Source organism: Sediminimonas qiaohouensis DSM 21189 (assembly GCF_000423645.1).
Taxonomy (GTDB): domain Bacteria; phylum Pseudomonadota; class Alphaproteobacteria; order Rhodobacterales; family Rhodobacteraceae; genus Sediminimonas; species Sediminimonas qiaohouensis.
Map to the genome: position 1 here is coordinate 2671 of NZ_KE384068.1, position 24626 is coordinate 27296.

Annotated in this window: 17 protein-coding genes; 6 read left to right on the forward strand and 11 right to left on the reverse strand. The window is 58.8% G+C overall.

The window, feature by feature from the left end:
- Positions 1-48 precede the first annotated feature (48 nt).
- From cas2 to G568_RS0117740, 5 genes are all read right to left on the reverse strand, one after another.
- Positions 49-393 (reverse strand): CRISPR-associated endonuclease Cas2, encoded by a 345-nt coding sequence (cas2, locus tag G568_RS0117720; protein ID WP_051203159.1) that lies wholly within the window; start codon positions 391-393, stop codon positions 49-51.
- Positions 390-1301 (reverse strand): type II CRISPR-associated endonuclease Cas1, encoded by a 912-nt coding sequence (gene cas1 / locus G568_RS0117725; protein WP_026759189.1) that lies wholly within the window; start codon positions 1299-1301, stop codon positions 390-392. Before cas1 ends, cas2 begins: the two co-directional genes overlap by 4 nt.
- A gap of 63 nt (positions 1302-1364) precedes the next feature.
- On the reverse strand, positions 1365-4613 hold the full coding sequence (gene cas9, locus G568_RS0117730; protein WP_245582983.1) for a type II CRISPR RNA-guided endonuclease Cas9: 3249 nt from the start codon (positions 4611-4613) through the stop codon (positions 1365-1367).
- A 702-nt stretch (positions 4614-5315) separates the two neighbouring features.
- Complete coding sequence (locus G568_RS0117735; RefSeq protein ID WP_026759191.1) at positions 5316-5714, reverse strand: hypothetical protein; 399 nt, start codon at positions 5712-5714, stop codon at positions 5316-5318.
- Positions 5711-7477, reverse strand: a complete 1767-nt coding sequence (locus G568_RS0117740; protein ID WP_026759192.1) for a DUF262 domain-containing protein — start codon at positions 7475-7477, stop codon at positions 5711-5713. The genes G568_RS0117735 and G568_RS0117740 overlap by 4 nt, the downstream gene beginning before the upstream one ends.
- Before the next feature lie 227 nt (positions 7478-7704).
- Between G568_RS0117740 and G568_RS19505 the strand changes: the two genes are divergently transcribed.
- The 4 genes from G568_RS19505 (at position 7705) to G568_RS19520 (ending at position 12410) form a co-directional block, all read left to right on the forward strand.
- A complete protein-coding gene (locus tag G568_RS19505) occupies positions 7705-7995 on the forward strand; it encodes a helix-turn-helix domain-containing protein (RefSeq protein WP_051203160.1) in 291 nt (96 codons plus the stop codon).
- 413 nt (positions 7996-8408) lie between these two features.
- A complete protein-coding gene (locus G568_RS19835; RefSeq protein WP_051203161.1) occupies positions 8409-8933 on the forward strand; it encodes a BLUF domain-containing protein in 525 nt (174 codons plus the stop codon).
- Positions 8934-9200: 267 nt separating this feature from the next.
- A complete protein-coding gene (locus G568_RS19515; protein ID WP_051203162.1) occupies positions 9201-10154 on the forward strand; it encodes a DMT family transporter in 954 nt (317 codons plus the stop codon).
- 234 nt (positions 10155-10388) lie between these two features.
- Positions 10389-12410, forward strand: a complete 2022-nt coding sequence (locus G568_RS19520; RefSeq protein WP_037374552.1) for a hypothetical protein — start codon at positions 10389-10391, stop codon at positions 12408-12410.
- 627 nt (positions 12411-13037) lie between these two features.
- On the opposite strand, the gene G568_RS20130 is transcribed toward G568_RS19520, so the two are convergent.
- From G568_RS20130 to G568_RS0117785, 3 genes are all read right to left on the reverse strand, one after another.
- Positions 13038-13382 (reverse strand): GFA family protein, encoded by a 345-nt coding sequence (locus G568_RS20130; RefSeq protein WP_084627493.1) that lies wholly within the window; start codon positions 13380-13382, stop codon positions 13038-13040.
- 237 nt (positions 13383-13619) lie between these two features.
- Positions 13620-14276 (reverse strand): hypothetical protein, encoded by a 657-nt coding sequence (locus G568_RS0117780; RefSeq protein ID WP_026759193.1) that lies wholly within the window; start codon positions 14274-14276, stop codon positions 13620-13622.
- A 554-nt stretch (positions 14277-14830) separates the two neighbouring features.
- Positions 14831-15616 carry a recombinase family protein gene (locus G568_RS0117785; RefSeq protein WP_169576981.1) on the reverse strand — a complete coding sequence of 262 codons (786 nt, stop codon included), beginning with the start codon at positions 15614-15616 and terminating at the stop codon, positions 14831-14833.
- 403 nt (positions 15617-16019) lie between these two features.
- On the opposite strand from G568_RS0117785, the gene G568_RS0117790 reads away from it, so the two are divergent.
- Positions 16020-16931 (forward strand): DMT family transporter, encoded by a 912-nt coding sequence (locus G568_RS0117790; RefSeq protein ID WP_245582984.1) that lies wholly within the window; start codon positions 16020-16022, stop codon positions 16929-16931.
- Between the two features lie 243 nt (positions 16932-17174).
- On the opposite strand, the gene G568_RS19840 is transcribed toward G568_RS0117790, so the two are convergent.
- A complete protein-coding gene (locus tag G568_RS19840) occupies positions 17175-19601 on the reverse strand; it encodes an ATP-binding protein (protein ID WP_084627495.1) in 2427 nt (808 codons plus the stop codon).
- A 1271-nt stretch (positions 19602-20872) separates the two neighbouring features.
- Between G568_RS19840 and G568_RS19845 the strand changes: the two genes are divergently transcribed.
- Positions 20873-21460 (forward strand): BLUF domain-containing protein, encoded by a 588-nt coding sequence (locus G568_RS19845; protein WP_084627497.1) that lies wholly within the window; start codon positions 20873-20875, stop codon positions 21458-21460.
- Between the two features lie 242 nt (positions 21461-21702).
- Here the strand turns inward: G568_RS19845 and G568_RS0117805 are convergent, their stop codons facing one another.
- A complete protein-coding gene (locus tag G568_RS0117805; RefSeq protein WP_026759196.1) occupies positions 21703-22872 on the reverse strand; it encodes a YbfB/YjiJ family MFS transporter in 1170 nt (389 codons plus the stop codon).
- 316 nt (positions 22873-23188) lie between these two features.
- Positions 23189-24544, reverse strand: a complete 1356-nt coding sequence (locus G568_RS19850) for an SUMF1/EgtB/PvdO family nonheme iron enzyme (RefSeq protein ID WP_051203165.1) — start codon at positions 24542-24544, stop codon at positions 23189-23191.
- Between the last annotated feature and the right edge of the window lie 82 nt (positions 24545-24626).

Consider the following 24626-nt stretch of genomic DNA (forward strand, 5'->3'; position numbering starts at 1 on the left):
TGCAGAGATATTCCCGGCTATCGGGTGCGTATAACAAGCACGAATCGCTCAAAACATCACCAGTTGCTGCGGATTCTTGCGGGCCTCACGGCGACCCTGATCAGAGAAATGCACAATATCACGATACTGCCGGTCAGTGAAGTTAAGGATCTGGATGTCCCCGGACTCGGGTAACTTCCTTTCGATTCGGGCCACTCGCGCCTGAAAGGCCTCTTTGCCATTTACGAACCGGGCATAGACGGAAAACTGGCTGCGTTCGAAGCCTTCGTCGAGCAGGAAACTTCGGAAACGCGTTGCCGCCTTGCGCTGAGGTTTGGTGTCGGTCGGAAGATCGAACATTACAAGTATCCACATGAGACGGTATCCTGAAAGCATTTCCGGGTGCTGTGTCATCGGCCGAGTCCCCTGAATATCAGGCCGTCAGGCGGGCGCGGCAATGCGAGGGCAAGTTTGCCAGACTCGAAGCTCTGCCCCAGTGACGTTGCCAGTTTGGTGAGAGAAACGGAAACAGGCGTAAGGCCATCGCCCAGAGGCAAATCCGCGGCGATTAGCCTGGCAAGCGCCTGTTTCGCGGCGAGATCGACTTGAGGACTGTTATAGGTGACAAGGTGGCGCGCGGCACAATCTACAAGGGCGCGGTAAGGCTCCATCAGATCGTCAGCCAGGGCGAAGGCGTTGCCGCGGTTGGAGTGATGCAAGCCTATTGAAGGGTGCAGCCCGGAAGCGACCACAGCACGGGCAGTGGCCGCGCGCAGGACAGTGTAGCCATAGTTCAGCAGAGAATTGACACCTTCGGCGTCTGTGTCTCTGCGAAATCCCTCGCCCATCATGCGAGGCCAATAATAACGCGCGGCCTGGGCCTCGATATTGGTGCCGTCACCGGAGGTGATCCGGCGAAGCATCATGCGCAGGGGCGCATCGGATTCGCCCATTGCAGCGAGGGCTGACGCCTGCATCGCAACCTTTGTGCGAATGACCTGTTTCCATGCCTGTTTGATCAGTGGCTGTTTAGCCTGCCATTGAGCGCGCAGGCGACCACCTTGCGCATGATGGCCTTCGAGAGGCAAGAGCACGGAACGCGGCGCGTGATTGGCACCACAGAGAACAACTGCCGCGCCACGCTCAGCCAATTCGACCAGAAGCGAGGAGGACCAGGTGGTGCCATGAGCGTGGACAATGACGCCGGCGATCTGATCGAGCGGCGTGCGACCGATTTCCGTTCCGTTCTCGGAAACCTTCAGAAAGCCCCGATCCCGCGATAGATGCCGACCTTCGGTGGCGATGTCAATGATCTGATCCACGCGCCGCTCTCCCAAACCCTTGGGAGACTGACACATTTTTCCGATTCGTGCGAATCCTGAGGTTCAGGCGACGGGACCGGGATCGCGTAGACGACCCATTTCATCGACGTAGACGCGGCGGATATGGGCTTTCACAAGTGTGTTGATGGACATTCTGAATAGCGAAAACGGATCACCTGCTGTTCGGTCGCGCGCGTCGCCGTTGCTTTCTGTGTGAGGTGCGAGAAACAAGATTCCGGCTTGGTTGAACTTCTGCACGTAGCAAATCACGGTCTCACCCTCGCGCTCGATTGCCACCATGTCGCGCTTGAACAAGCGCAGAAGGCGTTTGGCGGCCGGGTGGGGGCGGCGAGCGCTGCCGGCATGGGCCTCAAAGGTTGTGGTGACCTGCGCCTTGGTCTTTCCGTCCGGCAGGCGCCAGATTTCGTAACAATGGTTGCTATCGCCCTTGTAGGCCTTCATCGGCTTGCCGTTCGGACCATCAATCTCGACCCGGGCCGAGGATTGGAGGCTTTCGATCAGGCGCACGTGACGTATGCCTCGGTATTTGTCGTCACTGGCGGCGAAATTGCGTAAGGCTTCCTCGAAGGCCTTGCCATCTTTGCCCTTGGTGACAAGCGCGAGTTTGCTCTGGAGATAGGAATCGCGGATATTCTTTCCCTTGGTCGTAATCTCTATATCGCCGGGTTTGAGCGCAAGAAGAGGTGAGCGGCTGACGACAGTTTGCTCATCAACGATGCCATAGGCGGTGTCGTTGTGAAGCTGGCCCGTGGTGGTGTCACGGCCCTGCCTGCGGGATGCCGGATCAATGCAGCCATGATCGGCGCGGTGGGAGACTATGATTCTTTCAAGTTGCCCACTAATATCATTTCGGAAATCCTCCCACGGATGAGGAATGGAGCGGGCAATATCTTCGGCGGATTTTCCGTCTTGTTCGTCGTGCTTGGCAGAGTCGGCGATCTGTTTGATCAGACTGCGACTTGTGGCCGCCACTACGGCGGCGTCGATGGCGTGGTGGCGGTGATCAGTGCGGTTCTTGGCTTTACTTGCGCCCTCCTTGTCAGAAAGGAGAGAGTTGAGACCCCAGTGACGGCGCAGCATTTCGGTAAGCCGACCAGGAACAACCCAGACATGCCCGCCCCTAGTATAAAGCGCATCGAGATATGTGCGCGCGAGGCGCGACAAGTATTTCGTATCGACTAAGGCGCGATCGAGAAAACTGTTTTCTCCCTCAAACCGTTCCATCGCGTCAGGGGCAAAACGCCATTTCTTGTTGCCGGGAAGGCTGTTGAGGTTCGCACTGATCGCCTCCCATTGTGGCGTGTCACCCCATGCTTCCCATGGTGTCTTGTTCCCCTTCTCGCGATTGGCTTCGCGCAGGCAGATCGTGCGGTTGGCGAAGCTGTCGTCAAGCGTGCGGGAATAGGGAAGAATATGGTCGACGTCGCATTCGCCATTGAGAACCATGGTGGCTGTGATCGGCTTACCGGTATATGGGCACTTGCGTGGGCCGATAGCGGGGCCGAGGTCTTCATAGAGGCGCAGGAGCATCCGGTTGGCGCCAGTATCAGGCTTGCCACATTCTGCTAGCTGGGCGCTACGCCGCATGGCGGCGGCACGGTTTTCGCGGTTCTTGCGGTTGATCTCTGCCTTCTGTTGTTCGGACTGTTTCAATTCGCGCGCCAGTTCAACGACAATTTGGTCTGGCTTGCCATATACGGTGATGATCAGGTTCACTAGGCGCCGCAGCTGGTTCAGCCCTATATGCACCGTGGGATTGGTTATACGGCCATAATATTCGGCGGCTTGCTTCACGGGGTCGTGCCTTGAATGGTCGAACGAGCCCGGGATTACGTGACGTTCAAGGATTTCGCCGTAGTAGGGCAGTTGTTCCAACACTTCCCCCGTGCGGTGGTCGGAATGATGCCAGCCGCAGGCTGTGACTGCCTCGCTGTAGGTCAGGACATCAGATTCGAGAGCATCAAGGATGCGGCGCGTAGCAGTTTCGCCAATGCGTCCGTATCCTTCGGGTAGTGGAGCGTTGGCGGTGGCCACGGCGTGATCTCGGTCTAGCCCGTAGGTCTGCATCAGCCAATCGATCAGCTCTGCGAAGTCTGCATCGCTTTGGACCGCGCGAATGCGAGAAATCACTTGCCACTGAGCTTGCGCATCGAGGATTGACCAAGTCGGACCAAAGCGGTCGTCGTGGCGCAGACTAGAGCGGACAGGATCACAAGCGATTGAGTCTCGGTTGGCAGTTTCCAACGTGAATTTTTCCCCCGGTGCAAGTTTGATGACTTTTCCGATCGCATCAAGGGAGAGCCTCATTGAGGCCAGTGTTTTCGTGGCCTTCTTGTTGTCTAGCGCATGGATGATGGCGTCGCGCTCCTCCAGCACCAGAGGACGGCTTTGCCGGCCATCGGCCGTAATGCGTAGGCTGTTAACCGTCTCGTAAAGCACTCGGCGCTGAGCGAGCGGATGGGCCTTGGGGAGGCGCCGTTCATCCGAAGAAACATCTCCATACCCCGAAAAAAGACAAAGGCCGACCTCTGGTTCCTTTAAAGGGCGCTGGTAGAAGATCGTCTCGTAGAGTGCGGCGCGCAAGTCGTCTGTGAGCACATCGGGATGGTGGTGGCGCTGGACCTCCCAGATCTGCGTGAATTCGTCTTCAAGATGGCGGCGATCAGGATAGAAATCATAGCCAGCCTCCTCCTTGGCATCCGGCCCGCCACGCTGGGCCACGGTGAGCCGAGTGCGAACTGATGGCTCCCGCCGCGGATCGGGGGCGGTCATACGGCGCATGTGAAGGAACTCACCGTAGCTCCGGGCACCCTTTAGCGCCATTTCTAAGTCAAGTCTTTGGGTCGCATCCTTGATTGTGCCACTTTCGTTGTCACCCCGATCAGCCTTTCGGTTGGATTTAAAGCCACGCCGCTGGTTCACGTGAAAGAGAGCGCGGCCGAGTTGATGCAGGGGTAAGGCATCGTCGAGAGCTGTCGCGCGAAGAGCATATGGGTCAAGCAACTCCAAGGCCTTGGCTTGAGCGGGGTCGGCAGGCATCAAGCCGGAATCAGCGAGCTTTCGCATTAGCGACGCGCGGCGGCGCACATAGCGATCACGCCTCCGACGCATTGCACGGGCTGCGCGACGTTCGACGGCAAGCGAAGCTTTGGATTTGGGATCACGCCCGTCCGAAAAGATGCGCACGCCGCCGTCAATTACTTCGGTGATGTTCTCGCCATCAGTCGCATAGAGCCACCAGCCAATGGAGTTTGTGCCTATATCGAGACCTAAACGCATGAACTCTCCCATCAGCCCGCGAACAATGCGGCAACGATGTGTCATCCTCTACGCAACCGCAAGATGATAATTGCAGACGCGTTCCAATCATGATACACAGTTGTCATTCAGAATTCGTGGTCGAGCCGTTAACAAGCACTCGATTGCACCAAATCGAAAGGCGGGCTACGGCCCGCCTTTCCTTTTATTGCTCTATCAGACCGGAACTGTTGTATTGATTGGGTCCTGAATTCGCACCATCCATGAACAACCAAACGAAGAGACAATGATGAAATAGTTGCTCCTTCTTGGCTGATGCTTTTCCATGAACTCAATCCGCGCGTAGGGCCGCCGGAACAGGTTGTTGAGACTACCCTGGCTATAAACTCCTGGTGGTTCCGTTCGCAGGCTTTGCTTGGCGCCGACCATCTGGCCACGAATATGGGAGCTTCCGATCGCAGTAGCTGTGCGGCGCCAGAACGCATCCCCATCACAGATACTCGCCCCTTCTAGGACATCGCACCGTGCCATGGGATTCGGCGATCAAGCAGTATACCGGTTTGCAGCCATTCCTCGCCCGGCGCAGGCGAAGCCACAAAACTAATGGCAAATCCGCGACGTCACCGTGTTGTCGATCTACGCCATACGACATCGTCGTCCATCAAGCATTGCCAATGGCTCGTCCAACCAATCGTCACGGCACGAGAGGATGGAAGAAATCGACTCCTGCGGACTTTATCTTGCCAGGGCTTCAAGGATCCGATCCAGCTCGCCGAGCGTTTTGATCCGGAAACAGATCAAATCCGCATGTGCGAGCTGTTTCATGGGCTTGAGCGCTGAATGACGACCGTAGCGCGGTGTTCCGTTCGATGCCCTTGAAGCAAACAGCGTCGATGCCGGGGAATGCCGAAACTCCAGCCCCGGCTGTTCGAGCAAATCGGCGACGCGCTGCTCCAAGACCCACAGGTTCGGCGGCGAACCAGGCCCCTTTTCGAACATCAGTTCCGCGGCGTTTCCCGTCTTGGAACGCATGACATATCGCGCCACCTTGTTACCCTGATGCCCCAACGGATGCTCCATCGCGCATTCGTCCAGTCGCATCAGGCAGGCGCGTCTCAGCTCTTCACGGGTCATGCCGCCAGCGCGCTCGTCGCCAGTTTTGCCAAGCGTTCGCGAATAAGTCGTTCCCTATCCGCGACGAACTCAGGCAACTGCCGCGCAGTCCAGAGATCCGGCTTGTAACTGATCATGTGCCGCTCCCTATAGGTATCACTGCGACTGGTAATCCAAGCGTCAAATGGAATATCTCCTTTCTCCAGATTCTCATGGCCAGGAAGCAATTGAAGGTTGCCCAAGCGATCCTTGACTGCTGTGATCTCCTGAATTCGATGCTCAGGCAAGTTCATTCCCATAAGGACGCGGCGGGTGGCTTGCGCCTGAGGAATGATATGGTCAATGTGATAGGCCGTGCCGCCCCAGTCGAGATCGTCATAGAGAAGCGACAGGGCGAGAAATGTCTTTGCTTTTCCATACTTGAGCTCAAGCAGTTCTTCGATTGCTCTCTCGTCGAGACGTGTCTGCCGTCCACCGATGGCCAGGGCATGGTAGAGTTGCCTCTCGGGAAAGTCCCGGCCATGTTGTTGCGCTTCTTTCAGAGTGACGCGTGCAACCGAGATCGTGCGATCAGACGTGCCGGCGAAGACCCCCATGAGAAGGCTGTTCAACAGCCAGCGCTGAATCGCCCTTGCGTTGTGGCGGTCGAAGATCGAGGATCCACGCAACGTCACCCCCGGCGCTTGGAACATATACCAGGCAATCGGCAGAACGGCGTTAAGCGAAGTCAGGTTCTCCTGCGATATACCCAGTCCATTTAGGAAGCGGAAGGTGCGCTCGATCGCATCCTTTATCGCTGGCCAGTTGCGCTCGATATCCGCGACCGCCTCCGACGTAAAATTCGACACGTTGTATTTGACGTCGAAATCGCACAGCACCAAGCACGATTTCAGGACAAAATCCTTGTTGATCGCGTTGTGTTGGCCAAGCCCCTTGTTGATGTGATCCACAAAGCCGAACACCTCATCGCGGGCCGAACCGCTCTCCCATTTCGAGGTAATCATGGACATCATGAGATCGGATTTGGACAGCTTGACCCCACCGTCATTGGCGCGCACGAAAATATCCAGCACCCGATCAACCGAAGAGCTGGTTTCGGTGTAATAGTTTATCGCCTCCTCGACCCATATGACCTGGTGAAGGCGGCGTAGCGTCCGAGCTGCGAGATCGCGCTGATAGGGCGTAACTCCGTGATGCAGCCCCGAGAGGGTCTCTTCGATCAGCATTTCCAGGTCCGACTGCGTCTCGTAGTTGAGGATGTTGCCCAGCCGGAACCAGTAATGCCGGTAGTCATTGCGCGGGGGACGTGCGTGAAACCGAAGACCATAGCTTATCCCCAGATCGCCCTCTTCATGCTCGTCACGCGAGGCCGGGTCATTCAAGAGATCAAGGTAGAGCGTCTTCTGGGTCCAGGCATCCGGGTTCGAGCGCCGCTTGTATTTTACCTTTTCCGCGAAGGTGCCACGCAGCGCCACCTGCAGCGATGTCATGCGTTGCTGCCCATCAAGCACCAGCGTGATATCGCGGCCATCGGCGGAGGCAGGCGGATTCTGCATTCCCGGCTGCCAGTTGTCGATGAACTTGTAGATTTTCAACTCGTGCTTGATCTGCTCGTCGACGGACCAGAACATGAACGAGCTGATCGGATACCCCTTCATGAGCGAGTCGATCAGCATGACCACCTGGTCCGAATTCCAGACATATGGGCGTTGGATCGCTGGCAGGAAGTAGCGTCGGTTCACGTCGGAGAGAAGGGTTCCTATCGTCACGGTTGAATAGCTCATTGGTCACCTGGGTCGATTTCGCGCGCCCTTCCCGGCACATGTGCCAGGCTTGGTCGACGCCGTTGTCTGGAAATGTGTTTTGTCTCGGAGGGAAGGAGCAGCAGGGCTGGAACATCCCCGTCGCTGCCATCATTTCCGATTATCTGCTCGTCTTGGTTGATGTGTTTATCTCATTCATGCACCGCAACTAGAACAACTGTTCGTGGTGGCTTGTCAACCCATGCGGGATGGCTATCCGCATGGAGCGACGGAACGAACATTTGGTGGCCGCCTTTGCCACAACGCTGTCAACGGAACGTGAGCGTGCGGGCTTGACACAGGAAGAGCTCGCCGCCCGTGCTGACGTCTCAGCGCGCTTCGTCTCACTGCTCGAGACAGCGCGGCGACAACCTTCACTGACTGCGATGCATGCCCTCAGCATCGGGCTTGGGATGCAGTTGCGAGATCTGGCTGCCGAGTTGGAGGGGCATTATGAGGCAGTGATAGCCAGTAAATCCGACGAAGTGGAAGACGGTTAAGCTCTCCGACTGAGCCAGAAGACGAGTCATAGGTCATCGGCGCGTCCGTGACCCAGGAAAAACGAACGTATTGCGAATGGCTGGATTTGCCGGGACCAGGCGCACGCATAGAGATGCACTCATGGGACTTCGCACTGCGCCAAGGGATCCGCCGATCAGGCTCAATATATACCGGTTTGCAGCCATTCCTCGCGCCGGAGACTGAATCGTTGGCTCACCATGTCTATCACAAGATCGACGCGACAACAGAAAGCCCCGCAAAACATTCTGCCCGCGCCACGACACTTTCGCATGGTCGAGTTCGCTGGAAGGCGGAAGCGTGGCATGCTACTCGCAGATCGTAATCAGCGATGGCGGCCGCCCCGCCGACACACCGTGACGTGACGGTCACTCACTTGGGAGAGGTGTTCAGAATGACAGAAATCGTTGCACTCGCCTATTGCTCCCGTCCGGTTGATTTTTCCTTTGAACAGACCGAGCAGATACTCACGGCCTCGCGGCGCAACAATGCGAAGGCCGGACTCACGGGGGCGCTGATCTACGACAACCACACGTTCCTGCAGTGGATCGAAGGCGAAGCAACGGAAATCAGGGAGGTATTCGAGCGTATCTCTAACGATCCGCGGCACACCGATATCAAGCTCATGTTGGTGCGCAAGCTCGACGACCGCTGGTTTCCCGATTGGTCGATGACGGCCGCAGTAACGCAAGATCAGACCCTGCGTAGCCTCAAGCTGGTGCCGCATCTGTCACTGAGCCGGTTCGACCCCTATGGCTGGTCCGAAGCGGATGCGATCTCGTTCATGGACGCGCTCAGCGATTACCTAAACCGCCGTCCGACGCCGAAGTCCAAAGGGGCGGAGGAACCCGTGACCCCGCGTGCGGTGGAAAGCAACCCGATGACCCGCCTTGATCGGCACTTGGACAAGTTGCTCTGAATAGCCGTTCAGGCAGGTCAGCATTCCCTCGAAGGTCAGTCTACAGGCATTCATCCTGCTTGCTGAAAGCGGTAGCCCGGAGGCCCTTTGCAGACGTGGTCCGGCAGAACACGTTGACAGACGCAGCCGGCTCCACTAACCCGCCCTTGTTGCCCATGTGATGGCGTCACGTCGGCACCAACCTCTTCATTTCCTGATCCCCGTCCTGAACGCCCGGACGTGCCCCCCTGTATCGCACTGCAGGGGCCAACGTTGTGAGGTGACGTCATGACCCACGCTCTGACTGTGAACCGTGTTGCTGCACCCGCCGGGCTGACGGCGCATATCGGCATGATCTCCATGGTCGCCGCCATGCTGCTTCTCCCGGTCAGCGACACCTTCGCCAAGGTTCTGACTGGCGTCCTCGGTCCCGTCGAAGTGACCATGTGGCGTTTGCTTGCGCAGGGGCTTTGCCTCGCGCCGGTCGTGTTCCTGATGCGCCGGCGTCTGCACGGGGCGATGTTCTCGCCGATCATCGCTCTGTCCGGCATGCTTATCATGATCACACTGTCCTGCCTCGTGACGGCGTTCGCGGTGATGCCGATCGCGACCGCCATCGCGATCTTCTTTGTCGAGCCGCTGATCTTGACATTGCTGGCCGGCCCTCTGCTCGGCGAGGTCGCAGGACCACGTCGCTACGCGGCCGTGGCGATCGGCCTCGTCGGGGCGCTGATCGTGATCCGGCCCGGCTTTTCCGAGTTCGGCCTGGCGACACTGCTTCCGCTGGTGGCGGCGACGGCCTACGCGCTCAACATGATCATCCTGCGCCGCGCCTGCAGGACACGCTCGGGGCTGACGGTGCAATGTGGCGCGACCATCTATGCCGCACTCGGGCTGAGTGCCGTCGTGGGCGTTCTGGGCGCGACCGAGATCATCGACGTGGCGCCACTCGATCGTCCCGCCTGGATCTGGGGGACGATCCTTGGTAGCGGCGCCTTCGCGGCCGCCAGCTTCGTGTTGATCGCCGAGGCGTTCCGCAATGCCGAGGTGACGACACTGGCACCGTTCCAGTATCTCGAAATCGTCGGCGCAACAGCGGCCGGATTCCTGGTCTTTTCCGAGTTCCCGGATGGTCTCACCTGGCTGGGCATCGCGATCATCCTCGGATCGGGCGCCTACATCTTCCAGCGCGAAAATCGGCGCGGTGCGCGTGTCCCACGCCGCCGCCGTGCTGGGCGCTAAGACGTTGTCGTCGAGTAGCCGCGGGCAGCCCGTTCCGCATGTTGCCTGCAGGCCGCCTCCGTGCATGATGACCAACGACTTCGAACCGATCCGGTCACCTAAGCGATTCCTCCAAGATCACTGCTTTCCCGCCCAACCCCCCATTGACCTCTCCGCGTGAGGCCTTATCCGCTGTGCGCAACCAGAAGAGCAAAGGCAGCGCGATCACACAGCGCACGAGGACGGGAGGGGCATGTGGCATCTGCGAAACGGACACGCGCGCAAATCGCGCGGGAAGATACCGCTCGGAAACTCGCCGCCGCATCAGCCCTGTTCGAGCACGGCGAAATCACCGGGGAGATGACGGATCAAAGCTTCATCCTGCGCCTCAATACGTTGGTGCACGCGAGGCGGCACAAAGGGGCGCATAAAGTGCCCAAGGATCTTGCGGATGCCATCCAGTCTGACAAGAAAGCGAAGCCGGAAGCCGAGTTGGTTCTGTTCGGTCACTGGCTGCTCCGCGACGGCCGCCCCGGGATGGGAAAGTCACCCGGGCAACCGCCGGACTATCGCGAGATCATGAAATGTGTCGCCGCGTGCCTGGTGGAGATCCCGAAACGTGAGGATCGCAAAAAGCACCCGCTGAAGGCCAGGCGCACCCCACGCAAAAGCCGCAAGGCTGATATCACCAAGCACGATCTGTCTGACTGTTGGCCGGATATCTTCAACGAAGCGAGACCGCCTCGGTTATTCGATTCCCGGCTGAAGTCGGTGCGGCGCCTGTTACCCGCCTACCTGGCCCACCTGAAAACGCGCAAGGTGATGCACGGCGGCAAGGCCGTCACGAAATCCCCGGAGATACAGGCCGTGCTCGAGGCCATCACCGGCAAGCCCGAAGCGCATCCGTCACAACCGCAGGCCACAGCACCGGTCACATCCACCCCCGCGACACCAGCCCCCTTCACGATCCCGCTTGGTTACTTCTCATCCGCGCAGAAAAGCGAACATCGTGGACCGGCCGGGCACAACATGCCGCTATCAACCCTGAGATACGCGTGCGTTTCCCCATCCTCCACATCCTCGAGCGGCAAGATTCACCCGGGCCGGGACGGCAAGATCGTGCTGGCGCCAGACGTCACCATTCGCGGCACCTACAAGGTCGATGCCCTGATCGACCGGATCGCGATCCTGTTCAGCACGGTCCGCAAGATAGATGACACCACGCTCAACAAGCAGATCAAAAAGGAGACCGGCAGGTCTTACCTGGTCCGGGATCTGACAAAGCAGAGGGACGAGAATGCCTGGGGCAAACCGCTGCGCGAGCCTGACCCCGGCAAGCGCACCGGGTTTCACTTCGCACTCCTGATACAGGATCCCGCGCCGGAGATGTTATCTGCGATCCTGGACGTGATCCGGGATGGTCCTGGCATTGATGGCGCCGTCACAGTTCACATGATCGAGGTATCCGTCGACTTCTATCCGACAACCGGTGATCCGCAGGAGGCCATTCAGCAACGCGAACAGATGGTCGGCCTGCTACAGCGGCATCACTGGGCGCCGCAATCTTGCTTTCTCGATCCCGACATCCGCACACCACGCCACATCGATGCCCGGCAGATCTACGACGATCCCAACCGGCCTGCAGGGAAACAGAAGAGAACCCGATACCTGTTCGCCGACACGTCCAATACATGGGCCGCGGATGGCACGCTCGACTTACCCGAGATCCGGGATCGCATTCTGACACAGAGAGCCGGCGAAGATCTGTATCTGAACGCCACGTTCGCAAAAGGTGGCAAGCACGCCGCCCATCATGTCACGATCCAGCACAAGATCGCCGACCAGCGTAACCCGGATAATGACACCATGACGGTGCTACCGGATCATGACCGCAGAGCACGCGTGGAAGTGACGATATCCGGCAGTGCCTCGTTGCAAGAGCGCGGCCTTAACACCATCGACGATCTGGGAAAGAAATCGTTCAGACGGCTCACCAGGCCATACCTGACGTTCAAGCTGGGCACCACAGAGCCATGGCAGCATCTACTGGAGGACGCACAGGCGCAGATGCGCACACGCGGCGTCTACGGCCTGGCACTCAGACACCGGGCACGCGCACTGGAAGAACGGGAGCAACTGCGCGCATCAGGTCAGAAGCTGCCGCGCAACCAGGACCGGGAAGGGCTTGGGCTGAAAGCCTGGGAGGAGATGAACGTCGTGACCGGCAAGGCGCTGGACGAGCTGACGCGGCGCTGGCGCGGCTTCTCCTGGAGCTAACTGGTGCCGGTTCGGCCTGAGCATGGGGAGGTATGGGGGTCTGAGGCGGCGGCGTCGCGCTGGCCGGAGGCTTTTCCCGGTCCCTGAGGCTATCAGGTGTTCTCCTGAGTGTGGGAGGGAGAGGGGAGAGGTGGTGTAGGAGGGAGTATGGTGTATGTATAGAGGGTTCCCCAGTGAATAGGCCGCGCCACCGCCTGACCCACGCGGATCGCCGGGGAATAGGCACTTAGTCAGCGCTTACTGACCATCCGGCACACGCAGTTCACGACTTCCGGGTCCGCCTCGACCGCTTGAGCCGACAAATTGGTGTAGCGATATACGACATAGGAGCTAATTGAATCCGCCGCTCCGGATATCGCAGGATCGACGCGCCGACATCCTGTTCTCGCGACACTCGTCCGCCCATTCACCGACGCCATCTCGCCGGAACCGCTCTAGATCCCCCGCCCTGTCGACCGCTGATAGCCGCCAGAGTCGATGAGAGACTCACAGGATTCGACGAGCACGTTTCGCGGCCCTGACCAGCGCGCAGACCATGTCGCGATTCCTGAGCGCTCTCAGCGACTCTGGCTCTCGTCTCGACACATGACAACGCCGCCCGGGGGCACCAGGCTGCCGGCCCTCCAATCAGTCGTGGTCCGGATGCTGGCGGCTGGCGAGCGAAACGTCGATCCGCGCCGATCCCACGTAGCGAAAGTGAAGCGACGTGCCGCACGCAGCGCAGAAGCCACGCTCAACAGCTTCCGAGGACCGGAACCACGATGGCTCTCCCCGGGTCCAGGCGAAGTTCTCGAGGCCGACTTCCCCCAATGCCAGGAAGGCGGAACCAGAGGCTTTCTGGCACATGCGGCAATGGCAGACATGCGGCATCGTGAGAGGCGCGGAGATCCGAAAGCGGATCGCACCACACTGACAACCGCCCCTCAGCGGCTCACGCTCGAAATCTCGCTCACCCGGGTTTCGTGTGGTCATCTGTCGTTCTCCTCTTGCCACACATCCTCCGCGGACCGGATCGTTATGCTATCAGGCGGCCGGTTCCCAGACTGAAATCGCTGCCTGGCGTCACCGACTTCGCAGACGAGACCGTCGGATGTGCCTGGGGCTGGCTGGGGTGCGCACAGGATTCGATGAGCGCGATTTCTGATCCCATGTGCGCGCAGATCAAGTCGTGCGCCCTGGGCGCTCTCAGCCGCTCTGGTGCACGCCTCATCACTTCAGCATGCGACCCACGTTTTGCGGGGTCCACTCCTTTCCACGCGAGGTCCGCATGCCGCGCGCGTTGGCACCATCAGCGATCATCTGCAGAGTCACGCGGCTTTCGGTGCCTTTGAGTTCTTCTTCCACTTGCCTGAGCAGGTGCGCATTCTTCTTTGAAGTCTCGGCCCGTGATTTCGCAGATGACAACCGCGCGCTCGTCGTGTCACGGCTGCGATCTTGCCTTGCGAGACGCTTCGATTTCTCGGGGAAAAGGATCAGATTACGGATTTCATCAGATGAGAATTCCGAAAGCCTCTTTTGATGCCCTATCGAGAATATATACTTTCCAAATTCTTGTAGTTCTTCAATCAAGTTCTGCCGTTGCTGCAAGTTCGTGATCCGGAACACGCGCGAAAGGTCGTCGATGCAAATTGAGGGCCCATCTATGTCACTCAGCGCTACGAGCATACGCTGAAGCTTCGGCAACGACCCGAGGCCTTCGATACGTCGCGCGTAGTCGACAACGAACTTGGCCTTTACTTGCGGGAAACGCTCAAGAGACTTCTGGAACAATCCTATCTGTGCCTTGGCAGCCGGATGCGTGCGGATCGAACCGGAGGGATTCGCGCCGTATGTGATCAGGACGTAACAGATGACTTTGCCGGACATATCCACCTTGCATACTTCACATTTGTGTAGGCCTACACTAATGTGAAGAAACGCCTACTTCAACCCAAAATGCAAACTGACTGAGACAGTGGCACCGCTGCAGACGACACCTGGTCACGGGATGTTACCTTTTCCGGCAGCTACAAGTTTTCCGGATGCGCACAGCGCCAAGATCTGTCGAAGCATACTCGCGACCCACATCGACATCTGCGCATTCGTAGCGCTGCTGCTTCGAACAGCATGACACTCTGCTGCCGATCGTGCCCATGTAACCATGCATATCACCAGGCTGGCTGGGGCGCTCACTGGCAGCAATCGCCATCAGATCTAAGGCGTGTGCAGCAATCACAAAGAGATTCGCACCCTGAGCGTTTACAGTGCGTCGCTCGCAAGTTCTTGCAGCCCAGCCGGAAAGGGGAGGTTCCAGTGGCCCGGACAAGGTGGCGCCAGAAGGCATCCCCAATCGAGATCACGCAGATACCCTAGGACTTCACTTACCCTGCGAGCAGCTGACCTGCCACCGTGCCGGCAAGTCACACATACCTTGCAGCAGATCAGAACAACCCGTAGTCGGGACGAGACTGCAGCGCATCCTCCTCCTCCTTTCTGAGAAGTTCACGGGCTTTCGTCACCGGCTTGCGCGCCCGGGAGGCTGTCCATTTCCTTCCCTGCAACGTCCGGCTGCCCCTGTCATTCAGGATTTCCGCAACCTGTGCATACGTGCCCCCATAAGGATCGTCCAACTCACGCAGCACATCCGCGATCGCGCGCACACGGTGATCGGCTGCATGGGACCAGGTAGCGGTGCCCAAAGGCTGGACATCCGTGCGTATAGCGGGGTTCCCGAATACGACGCCCTCGGCACGCATCTTGTCCATGCTCTTTTTCGTGGTCCGGGAAATTTCCGCCGCAACCTTCTCAGCGTGAACAAAGGTGGCCGCACGTGATGCGTCGCGCAGCTTGGTGCCCTCTCTAACGCAGATGACCTGGTTGTCATCCTTGAGAGCCCGCCTGATCTGTTTCTCGAAACCGGCATGGCGTGACAAGCGATCCCAGTCCCACACCAGCAGATCTGCATTGCTACGAGACGCAAGATCGAGTGCTGACGTCAGACCCGGACGCTTGTCAAAGCTCTTCGCGCCCACCCCGGATGAGACATCTTCAAAGACCTGGATCAACTTGTAGCCTGCTGCCTCGGCGAATTCCTCGATCACATGCCGCTGCGCATCCAGACTGATACCACTGTCGCCCTGGCCGGCGGTGGAGACACGGGCATAGCCGACCGCCAGTCGCTTAAGATCCTGCATCCTGCCGTCGCCGCCGGCCTTGCTCCTGCTCATCTCTGTTCTCATCCTTCTGTAGCTCTGTGCGTGTATTGCTGCATACCTATATAGATATGAAGCTGAGTCGGGACTGTTGTTTCCTATCCGATGCCCCCAAGGAAGCGCGAACTATCCGGCACTGAGTCATTTCCTAGGAACCGTTCACAGTCGATGACACGCCATCCAGGCAGATATGGGTCCAAGACAGCGATGCGGTGGCAGCCCGTCGGGGGCTCACCCTATCGACCAAGGCAGTGCCTGGGGCTGGCTGGGGTGCGCACAGGATTCGATGAGCACGCTTCGCAGCACCTGACAGCGGTCAGAGCAAGTCGCGCGCCACGGACGCTCTCAGCGGCTCTGGCGGTCACCGGCACACAAGCCTGCATGACGCCTGCCCGAGACCTTTGACAGCGCGCGACAGATGGACGAAGACATGGAGCGCGCCGCAAGAAGGTGCGATTATGCTGGAACCGATAAATTGAGCATCACTGTCTTTTTTGCCGTTCTTCTCGCTGCGCTGCTTCACGCGACTTGGAATGCACTCGTCAAAGGGGGCGGGGATAAGCATGCCTCCATGGCCGTCGTGGTGATCGGTCACCTACCGATCGCGCTTGTGGTGCTCCCCTTCGTGCCGATGCCGGATGCCGCGGCGCTGCGATGGCTCTTTGCTGGCATTGCGTTGCACCTTGGCTACCAGTTGTTCCTGATTTCAGGCTACCGAGTGGGCGACCTGACACAAGTCTACCCCATCGCACGCGGCTCAGCGCCACTGATCGTGGCGGCAGTCTCCATGGGTTTGCTCGGCATCACCCTGACACGGCTCGAGCTGTTGGCCATCGGCCTGATCGCGGCGGGCATCCTATCGCTCGCGCTGGTGCGCCGCGCGGATGGCACGCGCAACTCCCGAGCGGTGGCGGTGGCGCTCGGAACCGGTGGCTTCATAGCCGCATACTCGCTCGTGGACGGAATCGGCGCCCGTGAAGCCGGCACGGCGCTCGGATACTGGACCTGGTCCGTAATCGGCAATGCGATACTGTTCTGTGTCTGGACCGCCGCAGCCAAACCCGGCTTGCTGCGCCGGCTTCCGGGCGACATGCGTCTGGTTCGCACCGGGTTGATCGGCGGCACGGCGTCATATGTCGCCTACGGGGTCGTCATATGGGCTTTCACGCTCGCCCCCATAGCACTCGTTACCGCGCTGCGCGAAACCTCCATCGTGTTCGCCCTGCTGATCGGTGTGGGGGTCATGGGTGAGCGGTTGGATCTGGCGAAGGTCGCCTCCACGATGATTACAATCGTCGGGGCCGGGCTGCTACGCTTCGCCCGGGGCTGACCGCGTTACCAGGGTCGAGTAGCGCGCCTTCGTCCTGGGGCATCCCTTCCCTATCTCCCCGGATGCCCGCCAGAGTCGCTGAGAGACTCACAGGATTCGACGAGCACGTTTTGCAACGCCTGACAGCGGCCAGATCAAGTCGCGCGCCAGGGACGCTCTCAGCGGCTCTGGCGCACCCCGGCACCAACGCGAGGAAGGCATCTCTGACAGGGATCAGACTAGCTTCACGGGATTGGCTGCAGCCTACTGCCTGGCATCTCGCGGCGCGACCTCCAGCATGACCGACAGGATCTGCGCCAGATCCTCGCGGCTGAAGGGCTTGCTCAGGTGACTGTCGAAGCCGGCGACGACATATTCCGCGATCTGATGCGCCATCACATTCGCCGTCACCGCGACAATGGGCACCTGCTCGCCGCTGTTTGCCGCATTTTCCTCCGCCCGGATCTCGGCAAGCGCGGTCATGCCATCCTTACGCGGCATCGAGATATCCATCAAGATCAGGTCGAACTTGCCGTCGCGCGCGGCCTGCACCGCCTCAACACCGTCATTCACCAACTTGAAGTCGGCCCCCATCGACTGAAGCATCGCTGCCATCAAATCTCGGTTGGTTTGATTGTCGTCGGCAACCAGAACACGGCACCCCTCAAAGGTCTGCGGCGCGCTCACCGCCTGCTCGGTCTCGCTGATCTTTTTCGCACCAATCGGTAGTGGCAGCGTCACCGTGATGGTCGTGCCCAGGCCAAACGTGCTGCTGACATCGATCTGTCCATCCATCATGGTCACCATCTTGTGCACGATCGGCATGCCCAAGCCGGTGCCCCCGAACCGCCGCGAGATCGAGCTGTCGGCCTGCACGAAATCATCGAACACCTGCGCGATCTGCTCGGGCGTCATACCGATGCCGGTGTCCTCGATCGTTATCGTCACCGGTTGATCCTTGCGCGCCAGAACGGTCAGGTTGACCGCCCCCTCTTCAGTAAACTTGATCGCGTTGCTCAGAAGGTTGTGCAGAACCTGTTGCACACGGTGACCATCGCCCATGCGTGGCTGTTCGCAGCCTGACCCGAGCATCACCTCGAAGGACAGGCCCTTTTCCTCGGCCCTGAGTTGGTGGACGTCTTCCAGGCGCCGCAGGATCTCGTCGATGCGGAATGGCGCGTTTTCCAGCTCCATACGCCCCGCTTCGATCTTCGACATGTCCAGAAGGTCGTTGATGATGTTCAACAGGTTCTCGCCCGAGGTGCGGATCGTCTGGATCATCCGAAGCAATTCCGGATCATCGATACGGGATTCAACCAACTCTGCCATGCCCAGCACCCCGTTAAGCGGTGTGCGGATTTCATGGCTCATATTGGCCAGGAACTGTGACTTGCTGCGACTGGCGGCCTTTGCGTGCTCTATTGCCTCGACGAGTTCGGTCACATCGGCGCCAATGCCTCGATACCCGGCGAACTGTCCCTCGCGGTCATAGAATGGCGCGCCCGAGGTTCTGGACCAAACGTCCGGTTGCCCGTCGCCGCCGGGCAACAGGTAGGTGAAATCGCGAAAGGGCTCATGTGCGGCGATCTTGCGCGCCAACTCGTCCCAATCGGCGGCGTCCCGGGCGGCCATGTTGTCGCCCAGCAACTCGGTGCGCGTCTTGCCGAGCAGCTTCTCCGGGGTCAGGTTCGAGACCTGCCCAAGGTTGTCGGAGACATAGGTGAAGCGCTGATCGGCGTCCTGCTCCCAATACCAGATGTTGGAGACGTTGGTGACATCGAAAAACCGCTGCTCTGCATCGTCGCGTTCGGCGGTCGTGTCCTCCAGCCGCTTCATCGCCACGCGAAGGGCCTCTTCACGCGCTTTCTGTTCGCTGATATCCAGATGTATCCCCGAGATCAGAAGCGGAGTGCCATCCTGGTCCCGCCGCGTGACGCGCCCACGGCTGAAAATCCACACGTAATGCCCGTTCTTGTGGCGCATCCGCATGTCCCGCTCGAACACCTCCACGCCGCTTTCGAACGCGGCAACCTGTTCGTCGAAAGTGGCGCGGTCATCAGGGTGCAGCATCTCCCGAAAGTCTTCGATGTAGAGCGGTTCGAGTTCAGCGCGCTGGTAGCCCAACATTTCTGCCCAGCGATCATTGATGTGATCCACGCGGGTTTCGACATCTATCTCGAAAGTGCCCAGTAGCGCCGCGTCTATGATGTCGGCCAGCCGTCCTTGCGCCTCCTGCATCTCCGCCCAGTAGTCGGCTTTTTTCTCACCGTTATCACGGAGATCGCACACGAAGCACCACAAAAACTGCCGCCCATGGGCATCCGGCCAAACCCTACCGCGCACATCAACTGGAACGGGCGCGCCCAGAGAGTCTAGAAACGTCATTTCAAATGGTCCGAAGACTTGTTCCGGTATGATGTTTGATATCATGCCATCAAATGACATTCCCTCTGCGCTCGCATCCACAAGATCGTCAAACCGCATGGCAAGCAGATCGGGCAGTGCGTAGCCGCTGAGCTCCTGCATTGCCGCGTTGGCATGCGTGATCCTCCCGCTGTCGAATGCGACTTGAAAAACACCGATTGGCGCGAGATCGAACGTGTCGCGGAATGCGTTTTCGTGATCGTGGCTTCGACGGGAAACCATTTCGTCGCTTTGGTTGCCGCCACTCCTACTAGTCATTCTAGTCATTGGCAGCCTTTCTTGCACAAGCTGATGAGCCTGCCGCACAGATAATAAGTATTAGATATACATCAATTCATCAATCCCATCGCTCCACCCGGTTAAGCAAGAATTGGCCGACGGTTGGACCACCATTTGCGGCAGATGCACCCGATGTGGAAACAATTGAACCGCTGCAGGCACAATGTTTCGATGCTCTCGCGCCTGCCGGCCTACAGCTTCGATGGTATCGCCGACACGAGGACCAAGCGTGCCTGTGACGCGAAACCCGGCTGGGGTCTCTGAGCATGGCGCACCGCACGCGGCAGCGCGGCACTTAGGTTGGCCCACTCCGGTCGCATGCCAGGGCCCCGCCTATCTCGATCATGATGTGAGGATCACCAGGCTTTGGGACGATTCACTCTTGGCACGCAGAACAAGATCAGCGGCGCCGCGCGACCAATCCTCCTTTGCCGACCTCAGCCTCGACGCCTCTCACACCAACCAGGCTTCCCTGATCCAATCGACCACGCCTGGCGCTCATCACGCCGCGCCATCTGGCACGCGCTTTCGGTGTGGCATTGGATTTGCGATCATCATGGCGCCTATCACGCACTTGCGCTGCGCATACGCCATCCCTCGCACGACCGCGCTCCGGCTCCTTCCAGTCGCCCTTCCCTCTGCAAGACGAGAGCATCTCACGAGCCTACTCCGGGGCCTGGATCGCAATCGTTACAGGTAAAAACGCCGATTTCGGCATTCCATGTAAACCAAATCGAGCGCAAATCCCATATTTTACTGACTCGACGAGTTTACATAGGGAAACAGATCCGTCTGGATTTTCCACTGATGTAAACCAAAAACCGGGGTTTCCGTGGCACTTTTCACCGCCATGTAAACCAAAAGGGAAACAAAATCCGGCCGAATGTAAACCAGATGTAAACCACCACGACCGCGTTCGGCGAGGTCGCAAACCCCACATGAGATCGCCCGGGCATCGTGCAATATGGGAGGGTTCGGCCCGTGGGGTGCTGGTGGCGCCAGAAGGCATCCCCATGTCGTGATCTCGATTTTCCTAGGACTTCGCGTATTCCATGGGACCCGGCGGTGTGTTTGTGGAGGTCACTCGAGCCATCCCTAACCTGCCCGAACGGTAGCAAGCTCAGGTTATGGTTCTCTCAAGATCAACGCCATGACAAAAAAGCATCGATAAATCTATCTGCTGCGCGACGACACTTTCGCATGGTCGAGTTCGCTGGAAGGCGGAAGCGTGGCATGCTACTCGCAGATCGTAATCAGCGATGGCGGCCGCCCCGCCGACACACCGTGACGTGACGGTCACTCACTTGGGAGAGGTGTTCAGAATGACAGAAATCGTTGCACTCGCCTATTGCTCCCGTCCGGTTGATTTTTCTTTTGAACAGACCGAGCAGATACTCACGGCCTCGCGGCGCAACAATGCGAAGGCCGGACTCACGGGGGCGCTGATCTACGACAACCACACGTTCCTGCAGTGGATCGAAGGCGAAGAAACGGAAATCAGGGCGGTATTCGAGCGTATCTCGAGCGATCATCGGCACAGCGATATCAAGCTGTTGCTGGTGCGCAAGCTGGACGGTCGCTGGTTTCCCGATTGGTCAATGACCGCCGCGGTAACGCAGGATCAGACCTTGCGCAGCCTCAAGCTGGTGTCGCACCTGTCGCTGAGCCAGTTCGACCCCTTTGGCTGGTCCGAGGCGAATGCACTTTCGTTCATGGATACGCTGAGTGATTACCTCACCCACCGCGCAACGCCGAAGTCCAAAGCGGCGGAGGAACCCGTGACCCCGCGCGCGGTGGGAAGCAACCCGATGGCCCGGCTCGATAGGCATCTGAACAAATTGCTCTGAATGGTCGCTCAACGAACGGTCGCTTCCCGCACCTGTGTCGGTTGCGGCGTTCGCGAAGGACGCGCCAACAACTGTTCACAAAGGTCCGAGACCGATCATGCGCAGAGGGTGACTTGAATGGCGTCCCTTGCCGAAGGCGCCTCGGCCAAACATGCATGGAACAGGAACACGCATTGAAACCTCCGGTCGACGCACCCGCCTTGAGACGGTCATTCAGCGCCGCTGTTCACTTGCCAGGCCCCTCAAAGCGGCTTTTGCAGCAAGGCAAAGACCGCACCTACCAGCAACAAGCCGGCGGCGGCGACAAGACTGACACCAATATTGCCGAACAGATCCCCGACCAACCCCGCCCCATAGGGACCCAACGTCTGCGCGACGGCAAAGACCACGGTAAACAGACCGATCGCGCGCCCCCAGCTTTCAGGGGGAAGGTTCTGACGGGTAAAGCTTGTGATCGCCCCCGGCGCCATGAACACCGACAGACCGAACACAACCGCAGAAGCCAGCAGCGCAGCGTTGTTGGGCAATACCACGGGCAAGGCTGATCCGATGGCGATGCTGGCCAGGATCAGCGCCAGCGGAACACCCGACGCGTGGCGCGCCAGGATCGGGCGCCAAACCAGCGGCGAGATACAGATGCACAGACCCAGGATCACCCAGACCAGCGCAACAAACCCCGCGCTCGCGGCCTGTTCTGTCATCCAGGCCGACAGGAACGTGAGGTAGACGATATAACCCAGCCCGAATCCAGCATAGCCTACGATTTCCGGCAGCATGCGGCGCAGCGGCAACCCGATGGCAGCGGGCTGCAATTGCGTGGGCGGACGCAGTTGCACGGCGGACCAAAGGCCCAGTGGCAGAAACATGGCGCTGACGATGCCAATCGCGACCCAGCCGAGCGGCCACGCACCAGGCCCATGCGCGTCCAGCATCAGCGGCAGCGCCGCGCCCGCCAGCACGATTCCCAGTCCCCCGCCAGAGCCGAACAAGATAGCGATCGCCAGCGCGTTGCGGCGCAGATCGTCCCGAAACAACCCGGCAGTCAGCGCGCCGGCGGTGGAAAACGACATCGCGCCAAAGATGCCAGCCAGAATGCGCCACACCGTCTGCCACCACAGCGCAGCATTCAGCCCCGTGGCCAGCAGCGCCAGCGTGGTGGTGATTAGCCCGAAGGCAAACAGGCGGGAGGGCGGAACGCGCCGGATCAGCAGTATGGTCAGGACCGCACCGGCGATGTAACCAAGCGCGTTGGCTGTGTTCAGCCACCCGGCTTGCGCGAAATTCCACCCCATCTCCGATCTCATCGCAGGCAGCAACAGACCATATGCAAACCGTGCGAACCCGTTCGTCACGGTCACCCCCAGAGCCAGCCCCGCCAGCACCAGCCACGGACGAGCCGGGGTGGCGCTCATTGGTGGCTATCCGGAAATGCGGGCGGCAGGGGCATGCGGGCCTCGTGATGTCCGACATTCTCTAAACAGAATGCCAATCCGGACAAGCTGCCAACCGCGCTCCCAGCAATCAAGCCATTTTCGCCCAGTAGGTGCTGTCAGACGAATTGGAACTCGTCATCACCGCCAGGCGGATTAAATCGGAGCTGGTCTTGAAGTATTTGAAAGGGTCGCTTTTTTCATCTGGGCAGGATATGAAGGCGTTCGTCCCGCTTCAACCCGAATTACTCTGACAATGCCCTGCATTATAGTCGAAAAGACAGGGAAATCTTTTCCCTCAGCGGTCCTGGACTAATCGAAACCCGACATGACTGTTGCTGAACGACATTTTAAACCGGTGACGCGCATCAGAGCGTATGTTGACTGCAGCATCGCTCCAAGAGCCGCCGCGGATCACGCGCTCTTTGCATTTACCGCTCAACCAAGCCTGACCATTGCCGGGCGCACCCTCGTAAGTGTCATTCCAGCAATCCTGCACCCTTTCCGATACATTGCCATGCATATCATACAGACCCCAGGCATTGGGGGCATAGGATTTCACAGGCATGGTCTTGCCGTGTGCCTTTTCATAATTGGCTTTTGAGGTGCTTGCGCTATTACCCCAATGGTAATTTGTGGCTTCACCGGCACGAGCTGCGTATTCCCACTCTGCTTCTGAGGGCAAGCGGAATGTCCCCACGCCTTGTGTATTCAGCCATTCAATATACTTCTGGATATCATTCCAAGTAATCTCGATAACCGGTCGATCACCTTCACCCCAACCACGGTCTCCGCCCCAGGGACTAGAGCATTCACCTGCATCAACACAGAGCTGATACTGGTCCCACGTCACCTCATGTGCCTGCATTTTGAAGGCCTCAAGAGTGACACGGTGGACGGGCTTATCGTTGCGAAACCGGCTACACCCTCTCGCTCCGACATCACCGAGACCGTGGCATCCCATCTTAAAGCTGCCTGCCGGGATAGCCACCAAATCACCTGTCAATTTGGTCTCTTTCGAACTGCCGGTCGCTTCGCTCGTTTTAGCGTTCTCTTCTTTTCGTGCCGCGGAAATGAGCTTGCGGATATTGTCCAGAAGGTCAGGGGAAACGTTCTCGGATTCGGCTATGGCAAGAAGGTCGCGCGCCCTCTCGATATCTCTCGGAATAACCTCGCCTTTCGAATACGCGTGCGCAAGATGCACAGCCGCCTTGCCAAAGCCGGCTTCAATGGCTCTCTCGAGCAAGGCCACGCCGGTTGACGTATCGCGTTCAACGCCGCGATCTCCGTAAATCAAACGCACCCCGTAATTATCCATGGCGACCGGGTATCCCAGGAGTGCGGATTTCATCTGATAGCCTATCACCTCATCGCTAGACAAATCCGAAAAAGGCTTGCAATTAGTCTTAAGCCAGGCCGCATTGTTCATCATGGCCGGGTCACTATCGCCCAACCGGATGAACACCTCGGATATGTAATGGTCATGACCGTTGCACGCCCTGTCCGATATCTCGATGGATTCTTCACGTTGTGATTGCCATGGCTCGGGCAGCTGATCGGCTTGCACCGGGGCCGCAATGGTGAACGCCAAGACCAGGTAGGAAATGATGCGGGGAAATCGTTCCTTGGAATCTTTATCCGTAAAAATCAGCATTAACGCACTCACCAAGCAAGTATATTCGTTTGATACGACATTTCCCAAATGGCATGCCGTTCGACGGCAGCATTGCCTGACG

Bases quoted from the DNA above. Each gene is read 5' to 3' on its own strand.
- G568_RS19850 (WP_051203165.1), bottom strand. From the start codon at position 24,544: ATGCTGATTTTTACGGATAAAGATTCCAAGGAACGATTTCCCCGCATC.
- G568_RS19835 (WP_051203161.1), top strand. From the start codon at position 8,409: ATGACAGAAATCGTTGCACTCGCCTATTGCTCCCGTCCGGTTGATTTT.
- cas9 (WP_245582983.1), bottom strand. From the start codon at position 4,613: ATGGGAGAGTTCATGCGTTTAGGTCTCGATATAGGCACAAACTCCATT.
- cas2 (WP_051203159.1), bottom strand. From the start codon at position 393: ATGACACAGCACCCGGAAATGCTTTCAGGATACCGTCTCATGTGGATA.
- G568_RS0117740 (WP_026759192.1), bottom strand. From the start codon at position 7,477: ATGAGCTATTCAACCGTGACGATAGGAACCCTTCTCTCCGACGTGAAC.
- G568_RS0117805 (WP_026759196.1), bottom strand. From the start codon at position 22,872: ATGAGCGCCACCCCGGCTCGTCCGTGGCTGGTGCTGGCGGGGCTGGCT.
- G568_RS0117790 (WP_245582984.1), top strand. From the start codon at position 16,020: ATGGACGAAGACATGGAGCGCGCCGCAAGAAGGTGCGATTATGCTGGA.
- G568_RS0117735 (WP_026759191.1), bottom strand. From the start codon at position 5,714: ATGACCCGTGAAGAGCTGAGACGCGCCTGCCTGATGCGACTGGACGAA.
- G568_RS19505 (WP_051203160.1), top strand. From the start codon at position 7,705: ATGGCTATCCGCATGGAGCGACGGAACGAACATTTGGTGGCCGCCTTT.
- G568_RS0117780 (WP_026759193.1), bottom strand. From the start codon at position 14,276: ATGTCCGGCAAAGTCATCTGTTACGTCCTGATCACATACGGCGCGAAT.
- G568_RS19845 (WP_084627497.1), top strand. From the start codon at position 20,873: ATGGCGGCCGCCCCGCCGACACACCGTGACGTGACGGTCACTCACTTG.
- G568_RS19840 (WP_084627495.1), bottom strand. From the start codon at position 19,601: ATGACTAGAATGACTAGTAGGAGTGGCGGCAACCAAAGCGACGAAATG.
- G568_RS0117785 (WP_169576981.1), bottom strand. From the start codon at position 15,616: ATGAGCAGGAGCAAGGCCGGCGGCGACGGCAGGATGCAGGATCTTAAG.
- G568_RS20130 (WP_084627493.1), bottom strand. From the start codon at position 13,382: ATGACCACACGAAACCCGGGTGAGCGAGATTTCGAGCGTGAGCCGCTG.
- G568_RS19515 (WP_051203162.1), top strand. From the start codon at position 9,201: ATGACCCACGCTCTGACTGTGAACCGTGTTGCTGCACCCGCCGGGCTG.